A 13,277-nucleotide genomic window follows, 5' to 3' on the forward strand; every position below is an offset into this window, starting at 1 on the left:
GGGGGTCAAGCGACGGCTACGACGTCGAGAATCCGCTGTACCACCCGATCCTGATCGATGCCGGCGGCTTCGGCTTCAAACGACAAAATGATGCGGTGACGCAACACATCGAACAGCACCGCCTGAATGTCTTCCGGGCTGACGAAATCGCGACCGGCCAGCCAGGCGTGGGCGCGGGCGCAGCGGTCGAGGGCGATCGAGCCGCGCGGGCTGGCGCCGTAGGCGATCCACTCGGCCATTTCCGGGTCGAACTTGGCCGGGTTGCGCGTGGCCATGACCAGTTGCACCAGGTATTCCTCCACAGCGTCGGCCATGTACAGGCCGAGGATTTCCTTGCGCGCGGCGAAGATCGCCTGCTGGCTGACCCGGCGCTCGGGTTTGGTCTCGCCGTTCAGCGCTTCGCCACGGGCCTGCTGCAGGATGCGGCGTTCGACGGCGGCGTCCGGGAAACCGATTTTTACGTGCATCAGGAAGCGGTCGAGCTGGGCTTCCGGCAGCGGATAGGTGCCTTCCTGCTCGATCGGGTTCTGCGTGGCCATCACCAGAAACAGCGGCGACAACTCATAGGTGCTGCGGCCGACACTGACCTGACGTTCGGCCATGGCTTCGAGCAGCGCCGATTGCACCTTGGCCGGGGCACGGTTGATTTCGTCCGCCAGCACCAGGTTGTGGAAGATCGGCCCTTGCTGGAACACGAAACTACCGGTTTCCGGGCGATAGATCTCGGTGCCGGTGATGTCGGCCGGCAGCAGGTCCGGGGTGAACTGGATGCGATGGAACTGGGCTTCGATGCCCTCGGCGAGTTCTTTGATCGCTTTGGTCTTGGCCAGACCCGGCGCGCCCTCGACCAGCATGTGGCCGTCGGCGAGCAGGGCGATGAGCAAACGCTCGATGAGTTTTTCCTGGCCGAGAATCTGCGTTGAAAGAAAGGTTCGCAGCGCCAGCAGCGCTTCACGATGTTCCATCGGTGACTGTTCCTGGAAAGGGGTGGCCACGCGCGTTCGGATAACGCCGGGGCTGGGGGCGTTACTTTAATCCATCGCGGGGGGTGGCGACTAACGGCATTTTGCGCAAAGTGCGGGAAATGACTGGGGGATTTGTTGAATTTTTGTAGCGGGGGAGTGATTGGTTGCCTGTGCCGGCCCTATCGCGAGCAGGCTCACTCCTACAATGGATTGTCGTACCCCGACCTGTAGGAGTGAGCCTGCTCGCGATGGGGCCAGTCCGGACACCATCAAACTTCGTTAATGAAGGTACCTGTCCCATCAAGGATATTCGTCAAGGTCTCAACAACCTCATCCAGATCAACCATATCCGGGTTAAAGCTGATCTCCAGCACATCATCCCCATTCAACGCATCAGCATCCGCCGCCGCAATCTCGATCTTCAGCAGCGTCGAGGTCAAAGTAACTTTTACGCCGTCGAGCGTCGAAGGCTCGCCATCCAGGGTGATCTCCAGCTCGTCCTCATCCGGATAGCGGCTCATCAGAAACATATCGCCCTTGTCGCTATGGCAGCAGAGCATGGCCATGTTGTCTTCTTCGTCATCGCACGGGTTGACGATGAGTAGGGCGGTGGTCATTTGCATGGGGAATTCCTGGTTGGGCGGGCGCGGCAGGCGGGACGCAAAAAGGCGATTTTGCCAGTCTGAGGAAAATTCTGCTGCACATCGTTGAGCCAGGGCGTGATCTTAAGGACGTTTCCTCACGGCGGGTACGAATTATCCGGCGGCCCCGTAGGGTTTCAGAAAAGGCGATGGATGGCGCAAGTTAGACATGTTTTCGCTTGTTTTGGCGGCTTTTTACCGGCAGATTTTGCTGCTCAAGCGCAAGGGAGTGCGATGGACGACATGAAAAAAAGGATCTCTTTTGATGAAGAAGTATTTCGAATGGGCGCAAGAAATCCGGCATCTGTCCGAAGAACAGGTTGAAGCGCTTTACCAGCGCTATCTCAATGGCGAAAAAACCGCTGACTTGATCGCCGAGTACAAGCTCGCGGACACCGTACGCAGTGTGCTGAAAGTACTGCCGCCGATTGTCAGCGCCGACCTGAGATGCCCGTATTGCGATTTGCCGATGTGGATGCGCCGGCCCGCCCGGGGGGCGCCGGTTTCCCTGCGCAGCGCTTACAAATGTGTGAATTGCGAGCATCAATACTTCACCGCCGGTTTTGGCTCGCGACGCAACGTGTGTGGTTGTGATGCCTGTGTCCGACTGCGCAAACAGCAAATCGCCGATCAGGCCGAACGTGACCGCAGTGATTTAGCCATGCGCTACGGCACGCCAAGCCCACCGGTGCCCTTTACCAGTCTTGGATTCCAGCAAAAACTTGCTCTGCTGGCGTTACTGGATGACGGCGGCCAAGGCGCAGGCGAACGCGAACGCATTGCCGCGCTTGATGTTGAACTCAGAGGGGAAAAGCTCACGTCCACTGACACTTTCAGTGAAGAGCTGGTGAAAGGTCTGCACGAGGCGGGCGCGTTGCAGGTCGATACGGCATCGGACATTCGGGCGTTCAATCGGGCTGACGAGTTCAGCATCAGCACGTATTCGGCCGTTTACTGGCGCGCAAACATCGCCCTGGACGAAGGCGTGCGCTGCACGCGCGATACGCTCTATCTGGCGCTGTACGAAGAGTTGTCCGGGCCTGTGCTGCCAGGGTGGAAGCGTGAGTTGTACGCATTGATCTTCAGGCTCGCGCGGGAGGAATCGATTCAATACGTTCACTTGCTGGCCAATCAGGTCGGTATGGCGTTCACCGCCGAAGCCCGCGCCGACTCGGTGATCGGCACTTTGCTGCAGAATTTCTCGGTCAGCCAGATCTACTACTTCGCCAGAGTGGCGGTGAAAAGTGCCGCGCACTTCTATGCTACCGGCAACTCCAAGGGCCGCACCCACGCCTCCAACACGATTCCGCGCAACATGCAGAGCACCGCGCAACTCGCCTTGGCGGAGAACTGGCGCAAGGACAGCTACCGCGATTCGCGCGTGCCGCAGCCGGCCATGACCCGCCTGCTTTACGACGTCGTGCTCAAGGACAGCGGTGCCGGCTTTTCCAAGTCGCCGGGGCTGTTCTGGCGAGACGAGTTTGTGCCTCGGTTTCTCACGGGCTCGCCGATCGCCGCGCCGCAATTCGACCATCCGCAGCTGTTCTGCCGCGAGTGCGACTCCAGCAACATCGACGCCAGCATGGATAAATTGACCCTGCAGATGCAGTGCTACGACTGCGCCACCGTGAGCAAATTTCGCGCTTACGAAGAGTTGCCCGACTGATCCGCGTCAACCGCTGGCGCTGAACCCGATGCCACGCTCAAGGTCGATAGAACGGCCTTGGGCGTTTTCGTTTCTGGATATGTAGAGGAAAAAGGTCTGCATCTGGCACGAATGTCCCGTAAATACGGGCATGCAACCCGGCGTTTTGCGCCACGACTGCTAGTGTTTACCGTTGCCAAAGCCCTTGTTTACGTGCCAATGACCGAATATGTCGCAGCACCGCAAGCAGACACATTGTCGCACCCTTTAAGCTGCGCAACGGATGAGCACCCGTAAAGGCATTGTCGGCACCGCTGGCAGTCGCTTTTGCAGATGCCCATTCAATGGAAGGTGAATGTGACCTGAGTGTCCCGTCCAGCTTCACCCACCTGTCCCCCTGTTTCCTCTGCCCGAGAATCAGGAACAGGGCGACACAAGCCCCGAAAGGGGTGTTGCACGCGACGCTTTCCATCAATAACAAGCTTAAGCGGAGTACCACAGATGGCGTTCTTCACCGCAGCCAGCAAAGCCGACTTCCAGCACCAACTGCAAGCGGCACTGGCGCAGCACATCAGTGAACAGGCACTGCCACAAGTGGCGCTGTTCGCTGAACAATTCTTCGGCATCATTTCCCTGGACGAGCTGACTCAACGTCGCCTCTCCGACCTCGCTGGCTGTACTCTCTCTGCGTGGCGCCTGCTTGAGCGCTTCGATCACGCGCAACCGCAAGTGCGCGTCTACAACCCTGATTACGAGCGTCATGGCTGGCAGTCGACCCACACCGCGGTCGAAGTCCTGCACCACGACCTGCCATTTCTGGTCGACTCGGTCCGTACTGAGCTGAACCGCCGCGGCTACAGCATCCACACCCTGCAAACCACCGTGCTCAGCGTACGCCGTGGCAGCAAGGGCGAGTTGCTGGAAATCCTGCCGAAAGGCACCCAGGGCGACGGCATTCTGCAAGAGTCGTTGATGTACCTGGAAATCGACCGCTGCGCCAACGCGGCCGAACTGAATGTGCTGAGCAAAGAGCTGGAACAGGTTCTCGGTGAAGTCCGCGTTGCGGTCGCCGATTTCGAGCCGATGAAAGCCAAGGTGCAGGAAATCCTCACCAAACTCGACAACAGCGCCTTTGCCGTCGATGCCGACGAAAAGAACGAAATCAAAAGCTTCCTGGAATGGCTGGTGGGCAACCACTTCACTTTCCTCGGCTACGAAGAATTCGTGGTCACCGATCAGGCCGATGGCGGCCATATCGAGTACGACCAGAACTCCTTCCTCGGCCTGACCAAACTGCTGCGCACCGGCCTGACCTACGATGACCTGCGCATCGAAGATTACGCGGTAAACTACCTGCGCGAACCGACCCTGCTGTCGTTCGCCAAGGCTGCGCACCCGAGCCGTGTACACCGTCCGGCTTACCCGGATTACGTGTCGATCCGTGAAATCGACGCTGACGGAAAAGTCATCAAGGAACACCGCTTCATGGGCCTGTACACCTCCTCGGTGTATGGCGAGAGCGTGCGGGTCATCCCGTTCATCCGCCGCAAGGTCGAAGAAATCGAAACGCGCTCCGGCTTCCAGTCCAAGGCTCACTTGGGCAAGGAACTGGCGCAGGTTCTCGAAGTATTGCCGCGTGATGATCTGTTCCAGACCCCGGTCGACGAACTGTTCACCACGGTGATGTCGATCGTGCAGATCCAGGAGCGCAACAAGATCCGCGTGTTCCTGCGCAAAGACCCGTACGGTCGTTTCTGCTACTGCCTGGCCTACGTGCCGCGCGACATCTACTCCACCGAAGTTCGCCAGAAGATCCAGCAAGTGCTGATGGAGCGCCTGAAGGCTTCCGATTGCGAATTCTGGACATTCTTCTCCGAGTCGGTACTGGCGCGCGTGCAGTTGATCCTGCGTGTCGATCCGAAAAACCGTCTCGACATCGACCCGGTGCTGCTGGAAAAAGAAGTCGTGCAAGCCTGCCGCAGCTGGCAGGACGACTACGCCGCACTGACCGTCGAAAGCTTCGGCGAAGCCCACGGCACCAATGTGCTGGCCGACTTCCCGAAAGGCTTCCCGGCTGGTTACCGCGAGCGTTTCGCTGCGCATTCGGCCGTGGTCGACATGCAGCACCTGCTGAGCCTCAACGAAAAAAATCCGTTGGTGATGAGCTTCTATCAGCCGCTCGGTCAGGTCTCCGGCCAGCGCGAGCTACATTGCAAGCTGTACCACGCCGACACCCCGCTGGCGCTGTCCGACGTCTTGCCGATTCTGGAAAACCTCGGTCTGCGCGTACTGGGTGAATTCCCGTACCGTCTGCGTCACACCAATGGCCGCGAGTTCTGGATTCACGACTTTGCGTTCACTGCCGCTGAAGGCCTCGACCTCGACATCCAGCAACTCAACGACACCCTGCAGGATGCCTTCGTCCACATCGTTCGCGGCGACGCCGAAAACGATGCGTTCAACCGTCTGGTGCTGACCGCCGGCCTGCCATGGCGCGACGTGGCGCTGCTGCGTGCTTACGCGCGTTACCTGAAGCAGATTCGTCTGGGCTTCGATCTGGGTTACATCGCCAGCACCCTGAACAACCACACCGACATCGCTCGCGAGCTGACCCGGTTGTTCAAGACTCGCTTCTATCTGGCGCGCAAACTCAGCGACGACGATCTGGAAGACAAGCAACTGCGTCTGGAACAAGCGATTCTGACCGCACTGGACGACGTCCAGGTGCTCAACGAAGACCGCATCCTGCGTCGTTACCTCGACCTGATCAAAGCCACCCTGCGGACCAACTTCTATCAGACTGACGCCAACGGCCAGAACAAGTCGTACTTCAGCTTCAAGTTCAACCCGCACGCGATCCCTGAACTGCCGAAGCCAGTGCCGAAGTTCGAAATCTTCGTTTACTCGCCTCGCGTTGAAGGCGTGCACCTGCGCTTCGGTAACGTCGCTCGTGGTGGTCTGCGCTGGTCCGACCGTGAAGAAGACTTCCGTACCGAAGTCCTCGGCCTGGTAAAAGCCCAGCAAGTGAAGAACTCGGTCATCGTGCCAGTGGGTGCGAAGGGCGGCTTCCTGCCGCGTCGCCTGCCACTGGGCGGCAGCCGTGACGAGATCGCGGCCGAGGGCATCGCCTGCTACCGCATCTTCATTTCCGGTCTGTTGGACATCACCGACAACCTGAAAGACGGCGCCCTGGTACCGCCATTGAACGTGGTTCGCCACGACGATGACGACCCGTACCTGGTGGTCGCAGCGGACAAGGGCACTGCAACCTTCTCCGACATCGCCAACGGCATCGCCATCGACTACGGCTTCTGGCTGGGTGACGCGTTTGCGTCCGGTGGTTCGGCCGGCTACGACCACAAGAAAATGGGCATCACCGCCAAAGGCGCGTGGGTCGGCGTACAACGTCACTTCCGCGAGCGCGGCATCAATGTTCAGGAAGACAGCATCACTGTTGTCGGCGTCGGCGACATGGCCGGTGACGTATTCGGTAACGGCCTGTTGATGTCCGACAAGCTGCAACTGGTCGCTGCCTTCAACCACCTGCACATCTTCATCGACCCGAATCCGAACCCGGCGACCAGCTTCGTCGAGCGTCAGCGCATGTTCGACCTGCCGCGTTCGGCCTGGACCGACTACGACACCAGCATCATGTCCGAAGGTGGCGGTATCTTCTCGCGCAGCGCGAAGAGCATCGCGATCTCCCCGCAGATGCAGGAACGCTTCGACATCAAGGCTGACAAGCTGACCCCGACCGAACTGCTGAACGCCTTGCTCAAGGCGCCGGTGGATCTGCTGTGGAACGGCGGTATCGGTACTTACGTCAAGGCCAGCACTGAAAGCCACGCCGATGTCGGCGACAAGGCCAACGATGCGCTGCGCGTGAACGGCAACGAACTGCGCTGCAAGGTCGTGGGCGAGGGCGGTAACCTCGGCATGACCCAACTGGGTCGTGTCGAATTCGGTCTGAACGGCGGCGGTTCCAACACCGACTTCATCGACAACGCCGGTGGCGTGGACTGCTCCGACCACGAAGTGAACATCAAGATCCTGCTGAACGAAGTGGTTCAGGCCGGTGACATGACCGACAAGCAACGCAACCAGTTGCTGGCGAGCATGACCGACGAAGTCGGCAATCTGGTGCTGGGCAACAACTACAAGCAGACTCAGGCCCTGTCCCTGGCGGCGCGTCGTGCTTATGCGCGCATCGCTGAGTACAAGCGTCTGATGGGCGATCTGGAAGGCCGTGGCAAGCTGGACCGTGCCATCGAGTTCCTGCCGACCGAAGAGCAACTGGCCGAACGTATCGCTGAGGGCCACGGTCTGACCCGTCCTGAGCTGTCGGTACTGATCTCTTACAGCAAAATCGACCTCAAAGAGCAGCTGTTGGGCTCCTTGGTGCCGGACGATGATTACCTGACCCGCGACATGGAAACGGCGTTCCCGCCGACCCTGGTCAGCAAGTTCTCCGAAGCCATGCGTCGTCACCGTCTGAAGCGCGAGATCGTCAGCACCCAGATCGCCAACGATCTGGTCAACCACATGGGCATCACCTTCGTTCAACGACTCAAAGAGTCGACCGGCATGAGCCCGGCGAACGTGGCGGGCGCTTATGTGATCGTGCGTGACATCTTCCACCTCCCGCACTGGTTCCGTCAGATCGAAGCGCTGGACTACCAAGTCAGCGCTGATGTGCAGCTGGAGCTGATGGACGAACTGATGCGTCTGGGCCGTCGCGCTACGCGCTGGTTCCTGCGTGCCCGTCGCAACGAGCAGAACGCTGCCCGTGACGTCGCGCACTTCGGTCCGCACCTGAAAGAGCTGGGCCTGAAACTCGACGAACTGCTGAGCGGCGAAATCCGTGAAAACTGGCAGTCGCGTTATCAGGCTTACGTCGAAGCCGGTGTGCCGGAATTGCTGGCGCGTATGGTTGCGGGCACCTCGCACCTGTACACGCTGCTGCCGATCATCGAAGCCTCCGACGTGACTGGCCAGAACCCTGCCGAAGTGGCGAAAGCTTACTTCGCCGTGGGCAGTGCGCTGGACATCACCTGGTACCTGCAACAGATCAGCGCACTGCCGGTTGAAAACAACTGGCAAGCCCTGGCCCGTGAAGCGTTCCGTGACGATGTCGACTGGCAGCAACGGGCGATCACCATCTCCGTCCTGCAACAGGGCGACGGCACGCTGGACGTGGAAGCACGTCTGGCGCTGTGGATGGAACAGCACGAAAGCATGATCTCGCGCTGGCGCGCCATGCTGGTGGAAATCCGCGCGGCAAGCGGCACGGACTACGCCATGTATGCAGTGGCCAACCGTGAGCTGCTGGACCTGGCGTTGAGCGGGCAAGCGGTAGTGCCTGCTGTGGCTGCGAACGCCGAGCTTGAATTGGCGTAAGTAGTGGCTGAATGAGAAAGCCCCGGTATCGTGAGATGCCGGGGCTTTTTTATGTCTGAGGGTTTTGTGGTGGCTGTTCCGACCCCTTCGCGAGCAGGCTCGCTCCCACAGGGGTAATGCATTTCAAATGTGGGAGCGAGCCTGCTCGCGAAAGGGCCCTTACATTCAATACAACTTCTGACCTTGTTTACTATCCAGCATCGACACTTTGTCCGCCGGCCGCGCGACTAAATTGTTGAGCGACTGGTCAAACTTCTGCAGTGCCCGAACCTGCACATCCTGTTGCTGATGGATATCCGCCACAATCTCTTCCGAACGTTTGAAGTCCGCCCACACCGGCGTCAGTTCTCGCGCCTCCGAACCTTTCGCCGTACCGATATAGTTCAACCGCGCATCATAAAAGTCGGCACTGACATCGGCCTTGATGTCGGAACTGCGCGAGGTGATCAACTGGCTGTGGGTATCGACGATCGCTACCACATCCGGTCCGGCCGCACGCAAGCTTTGCATGTCCGGATACACCGTCACCGAGCCGAACTGACGTTGCAGGGAAGCGTTGACCCAATCCACCGCCATGTCCGGTTTCGAGCTGGCGACATAGGCGTCATGGATCGGCTGCACGAGCAGGCTCTGTCCGAAACCGGTGCCGGCGTTGTCCTGGTAGTCGCGCAGGTATTCGCGGTTGGTCTGGGTGCTTGGGCTGTAGATCACGCCCAAGGACACGCCGGGACCGCTTTTCACTTGCGTGGCGTTGCTGCGGCCGGTGGGATGGGGGAGCAGGGTGTCCAGTGAGGAAACGGCTTGGGGTGCGGTGGGTACCGAACAGGCTGACAGGGCTAAAACCGATATCGCCAGTACACTGGTGAACGCAAGTTTCATGGTGTTTCTCCCGTGAAACAACATCAGTCGGATAGTTTGAAATGCCGTCGGCGACGACAGTTACTTCAGACTAAACCCGCCAAGCTGACAATTTGCTGTAATAAAAGCTGAGCAATAGTCTGATTCGCTTTAACCCTTAATCACTAATTGCCCCGGGAAATAAAACGGCGCCAATCGTCGATTTGCGCCCGTTCATTTATGGCTGGTTAAACAGCCATCAGTTTTTCAGCGGGATCAACACTTGCTCATCCGGGGCCAGCACCATGAACACCAGCAACTTCGCAGGTTTGCTTTGGCTGGCATTTTTCGAGACCAAATGTTCGGAACCAGCAGGCTCGTACCAGAACTGGCCCTTCTTGTAGGTAATCGGTTGTTCACCTTTGACCTGGGAAATCACTTCGCCTTCGAGCACATAGGCCATCGCGGTGCCGTCGTGTTTGTGGGCAATGGAGGACTGGCCGGGTTTGTAGTCGACCTCGATCATCATGGCTTTTTTGCCGGGCGCGTTTTTCAGCATCTGGTCTTGCAGGACGGTGACTTTTTCCGACGGGTCGTGGGCGAAAGCGGCCGAGGTGCAAAGGCTCAAGGCGAGGGCGGCGGCGAAGAAGGGCAGGGTTTTCATGGCGGGTTACCTGTGAGGATCGGGGTGTTGCTGATCACAGTAGTCCGCAGGGCGGGGCATTCAAACGGCCAATATTCGGGAAGATCAGGTGACCAATTGGCGGGGTTTCAGAAAGGTTATCGGTGTGGCGGAATACGCCTTCGCGAGCAGGCTCGCTCCCACAGGGTTCAGCGTCGTTCGATAATTAATGTACGACACAAAAACCTGTGGGAGCGAGCCTGCTCGCGAAGGCGTCAGATCAGACGATAGGAAAGCTGTTGAAATCCACGCTATTGGCCAACCGGCTATCGATCAGTTCAATAAACCCCTGCGCCTCGGGCCGGTTGAAATGCGCCTGCATCGCCGCTTCCGACTGCCAGCGCGCACTGACCGTCCAGCGGTGGCTGTCCTCGGGGCAGCGGTCGACCAGGTAGGAGTCGCAGCCCGGCGTTTCGCGCAGGGTTTCGACGATCTTCTGCAGTTGCCTGCCCAGTTCATCCGAGCGGCCGGCGGCAGCCTGCACCTGTACCGTATTGATCACTTCGTTGGACATTGCTCACACTCCTGAATCAGGCCGGACGAATCCTGCTCATTGAGGGATAACGCCTGTGCAGAATAGGCCTGCACCTGTGGATCACCAATAACCAATCGGCGGTTAAATCTTCAGGCCAATCGCTCAGGCGACCTGCTGGAGGATGTCGCGCAGGCGATCCAGCGCAATGTCGATGTCGAGGGTTTCGATGGCGCCGAAGCCGAAGTACAGGCCGTTTTTCGTGGGCTGTTGATGATAGAAACCATTGATCGAGTACAGGCCGACTTCGACTTTTTTTGCCAGTTCGATTACCAGCGGCAAGTCGATCGGCACCTTACAGAACACCGCCATGTGGAACCCGGCGCTGGCCGGCACCGCCTCCAGCCATGGCGCCAGATCGGTGGCCATGCGCGCCAGAATCCGCTCGCGGCGCTGCGCATAAATCGCATGACAGCGGCGGATATGCTTGAGCAGACAACCCTCGGCGATGAACTTGGCCAACGCCCATTGCGGTAGGGTCGAAGCGTGCAGGTCGGTCAGTTGCTTGGCGCGGATCACCGCTTCTAGAATGGCCGGCGGCAGAATCGCATAACCCAGGCGCAACTCCGGCAACAGGGGTTTCGAGAAGGTGCCGACGTAGGCGACGATGCCGCGCTGGTCGAGGTTGAACAGCGAATCAGTGGGCCGGCCTTCATAGCGAAACTCGCTGTCGTAATCGTCCTCGATGATGATCGCCCCCAACTCATGGGCACGAGCCAGCAAGGCTTCACGGCGCGCCTGACTCATTGGCATGCCCAGCGGGAACTGGTGCGACGGCGTCACATAGATAAGGCGCGTGCCATCGGGAATGTGCTCGACCTGAATGCCCTCGGCATCCACCGGAATCCCGACCACCTCGGCGCCATGGGTGCCGAACAACAGGCGTGCCGGCGGATAACCGGGATCTTCCATCGCCACCAGACTGCCGGGGCGGATCAACACGCGGGTGATCAGGTCCAGCGCCTGTTGCGCGCCGTTGCACACCACGATGTCTTCGTCCTGACAGTTGATCCCGCGAGAAAACGCGATGTGCCGGGCAATCGCATTGCGCAGCGCCGGCAGGCCTTCGGCGACACTGTAGAAACCCTTGGACTGCGCCATCTGGCGCATCGCGTGGGCGACGCAGCGGCGCCAGTCATCCTGCGGAAACTGGCCCTTGCTGGTGGCGCCACCGATGAAGTCGTAGCGCAGCGAGCCTTCCAGCGTCGGATGCCGCAAAAACACCGGCAGATTGCGCCAGCTCTCGATCACTTCGGCACTGGCCAGTTCGGTATGACTTTGTTTGCGCTGGACCTGCGCCGGGCGCGCGTTGACGTAGGTGCCTTTGCCGATCACCCCGGTGAGGAAGTTTTCGTAGGTCAGTTGCGCGTAGGTGTCGGAAATGGTCTTGCGCGAAATCCCCAGTTGCTCGGCGAGCAGACGGCTGGGCGGCAATTGCGTGCCAGCGGCCAGGCGCCCGGATTCAATGGCGCCGCGCAGTTGCTGGTACAACTGACCGGCAAGATCCTTGCGGCCGTTGATCACGACGTGAAGTTCCATACCGACGAGGCTCCTGGGGCTATTAGACGTGCCCGCCAGATTAGCGCTGTTGCGGGATCGGCAATAGTTGCCTACCCCAAAAACCCGAAATTGGCCTAGATCCCTGTAGGAGTGAGCCTGCTCGCGATCACGGTGGCACATCCGACAAAAATGTTGCCTGACACACCGCTATCGCGAGCAGGCTCACTCCTACAGGGATTTGTGCTCGGCTGATGGTGATTGGTGTAGCGGTTTTCCGTGCAATTGGGGCTGTGATGCATGGCTGTCGGCGTTTACGGTGAAGTCATTATTCCGTCTACCGAGACCAGCCCATGTCCCCGCGCCTGGATTACTACAACGCTTCGCCCAAAGCGATGAAAGCGATGATTGCCATGGAGGCGCTGACCAGCAACCTCAGTATCGGACAGCCGCTGCTGCAACTGATCCGGATCCGTGCCTCACAACTCAACGGCTGCGGGTTCTGCACCGACATGCATTCGGTGGATGCGCGACGGGCCGGGGAGAGTGATCGGCGTCTTTATGCGATCGCGGTGTGGCGCGACAGCAACTTCTTCAACCCGCGCGAACGTGCGGCGCTAGCCTGGGCGGAGGCGGTGACGTTGTTGGCGGAAAGCCGCGTGCCCGATGAGGTTTATCAGCAGGCGCGCGAGCAATTCAGCGAAGGCGAACTGGTCGACCTGACCATGGCCGTGACCACCATCAACAGCTGGAACCGCCTCGCGGTGAGCTTCCGCCAAACCCCCAGCGACTGAGCCCCCGATGATCGTTCCCACGCTCTGCGTGGGAATGCCTCAACGGACGCTCCGCGTTCGGCTCTGGATGGGACGCGGAGCGTCCCGGGCTGCATTCCCACGCGGAGCGTAGGAATGATCGGTAAGCGACTGAACACCACAGGATCGTTCCCACGCTCTGCGTGGGAATACCTCAACGGTCGCTCCGCGTTCGGCTCTGGATGGGACGCAGAGCGTCCCGGGCTGCATTCCCACGCGGAGCGTAGGAACGATCGTTAAGCGACTGAACACCACAGGATCGTTCCCAC

9 protein-coding genes are annotated in these 13,277 nt (G+C 59.5%); 3 read left to right on the forward strand and 6 right to left on the reverse strand.

All coding sequences use genetic code 11. The features are described 5' to 3' along the window. Positions 1-5: 5 nt before the first annotated feature. Positions 6-965, reverse strand: coding sequence for an AAA family ATPase (locus AC5SEM_RS08985; protein WP_007913915.1), 960 nt, complete (start codon positions 963-965; stop codon positions 6-8). Between the two features lie 269 nt (positions 966-1,234). Next, positions 1,235-1,588: a hypothetical protein gene (locus AC5SEM_RS08990; RefSeq protein WP_007913918.1), complete on the reverse strand. Its 354-nt coding sequence runs from the start codon at positions 1,586-1,588 to the stop codon at positions 1,235-1,237. Positions 1,589-1,871: 283 nt separating this feature from the next. On the opposite strand from AC5SEM_RS08990, the gene AC5SEM_RS08995 reads away from it, so the two are divergent. Together AC5SEM_RS08995 and AC5SEM_RS09000 are read left to right on the forward strand one after the other, a co-directional pair. Beyond that, positions 1,872-3,272, forward strand: coding sequence for a hypothetical protein (locus AC5SEM_RS08995; protein WP_495472721.1), 1,401 nt, complete (start codon positions 1,872-1,874; stop codon positions 3,270-3,272). A gap of 480 nt (positions 3,273-3,752) precedes the next feature. Next, positions 3,753-8,648: an NAD-glutamate dehydrogenase gene (locus AC5SEM_RS09000; RefSeq protein ID WP_495472722.1), complete on the forward strand. Its 4,896-nt coding sequence runs from the start codon at positions 3,753-3,755 to the stop codon at positions 8,646-8,648. Between the two features lie 165 nt (positions 8,649-8,813). Here the strand turns inward: AC5SEM_RS09000 and AC5SEM_RS09005 are convergent, their stop codons facing one another. The 4 genes from AC5SEM_RS09005 to pdxR all read right to left on the reverse strand — a co-directional run bounded on the left by AC5SEM_RS09005 (position 8,814) and on the right by pdxR (position 12,238). Continuing rightward, positions 8,814-9,527 (reverse strand): ATPase, encoded by a 714-nt coding sequence (locus tag AC5SEM_RS09005; protein WP_495472723.1) that lies wholly within the window; start codon positions 9,525-9,527, stop codon positions 8,814-8,816. Between the two features lie 217 nt (positions 9,528-9,744). Beyond that, on the reverse strand, positions 9,745-10,149 hold the full coding sequence (locus tag AC5SEM_RS09010; protein WP_077573228.1) for a cupin domain-containing protein: 405 nt from the start codon (positions 10,147-10,149) through the stop codon (positions 9,745-9,747). Between the two features lie 238 nt (positions 10,150-10,387). Further along, positions 10,388-10,681, reverse strand: coding sequence for a putative quinol monooxygenase (locus AC5SEM_RS09015; protein ID WP_495472724.1), 294 nt, complete (start codon positions 10,679-10,681; stop codon positions 10,388-10,390). 123 nt (positions 10,682-10,804) lie between these two features. Continuing rightward, complete coding sequence (gene pdxR / locus AC5SEM_RS09020) at positions 10,805-12,238, reverse strand: MocR-like pyridoxine biosynthesis transcription factor PdxR (RefSeq protein ID WP_495472725.1); 1,434 nt, start codon at positions 12,236-12,238, stop codon at positions 10,805-10,807. Between the two features lie 311 nt (positions 12,239-12,549). On the opposite strand from pdxR, the gene AC5SEM_RS09025 reads away from it, so the two are divergent. Further along, a complete protein-coding gene (locus tag AC5SEM_RS09025) occupies positions 12,550-12,990 on the forward strand; it encodes a carboxymuconolactone decarboxylase family protein (RefSeq protein WP_495472726.1) in 441 nt (146 codons plus the stop codon). Positions 12,991-13,277 lie beyond the last annotated feature (287 nt).

This window comes from Pseudomonas sp. CH61, from assembly GCF_059429415.1.

Excerpts from the sequence above, each read along its gene's own strand:
- AC5SEM_RS08985 (WP_007913915.1), bottom strand. The coding sequence starts at position 965 with ATGGAACATCGTGAAGCGCTGCTGGCGCTGCGAACCTTTCTTTCAACG.
- AC5SEM_RS08990 (WP_007913918.1), bottom strand. The coding sequence starts at position 1,588 with ATGCAAATGACCACCGCCCTACTCATCGTCAACCCGTGCGATGACGAA.
- AC5SEM_RS08995 (WP_495472721.1), top strand. The coding sequence starts at position 1,872 with ATGAAGAAGTATTTCGAATGGGCGCAAGAAATCCGGCATCTGTCCGAA.
- AC5SEM_RS09000 (WP_495472722.1), top strand. The coding sequence starts at position 3,753 with ATGGCGTTCTTCACCGCAGCCAGCAAAGCCGACTTCCAGCACCAACTG.
- AC5SEM_RS09005 (WP_495472723.1), bottom strand. The coding sequence starts at position 9,527 with ATGAAACTTGCGTTCACCAGTGTACTGGCGATATCGGTTTTAGCCCTG.
- AC5SEM_RS09010 (WP_077573228.1), bottom strand. The coding sequence starts at position 10,149 with ATGAAAACCCTGCCCTTCTTCGCCGCCGCCCTCGCCTTGAGCCTTTGC.
- AC5SEM_RS09015 (WP_495472724.1), bottom strand. The coding sequence starts at position 10,681 with ATGTCCAACGAAGTGATCAATACGGTACAGGTGCAGGCTGCCGCCGGC.
- pdxR (WP_495472725.1), bottom strand. The coding sequence starts at position 12,238 with ATGGAACTTCACGTCGTGATCAACGGCCGCAAGGATCTTGCCGGTCAG.
- AC5SEM_RS09025 (WP_495472726.1), top strand. The coding sequence starts at position 12,550 with ATGTCCCCGCGCCTGGATTACTACAACGCTTCGCCCAAAGCGATGAAA.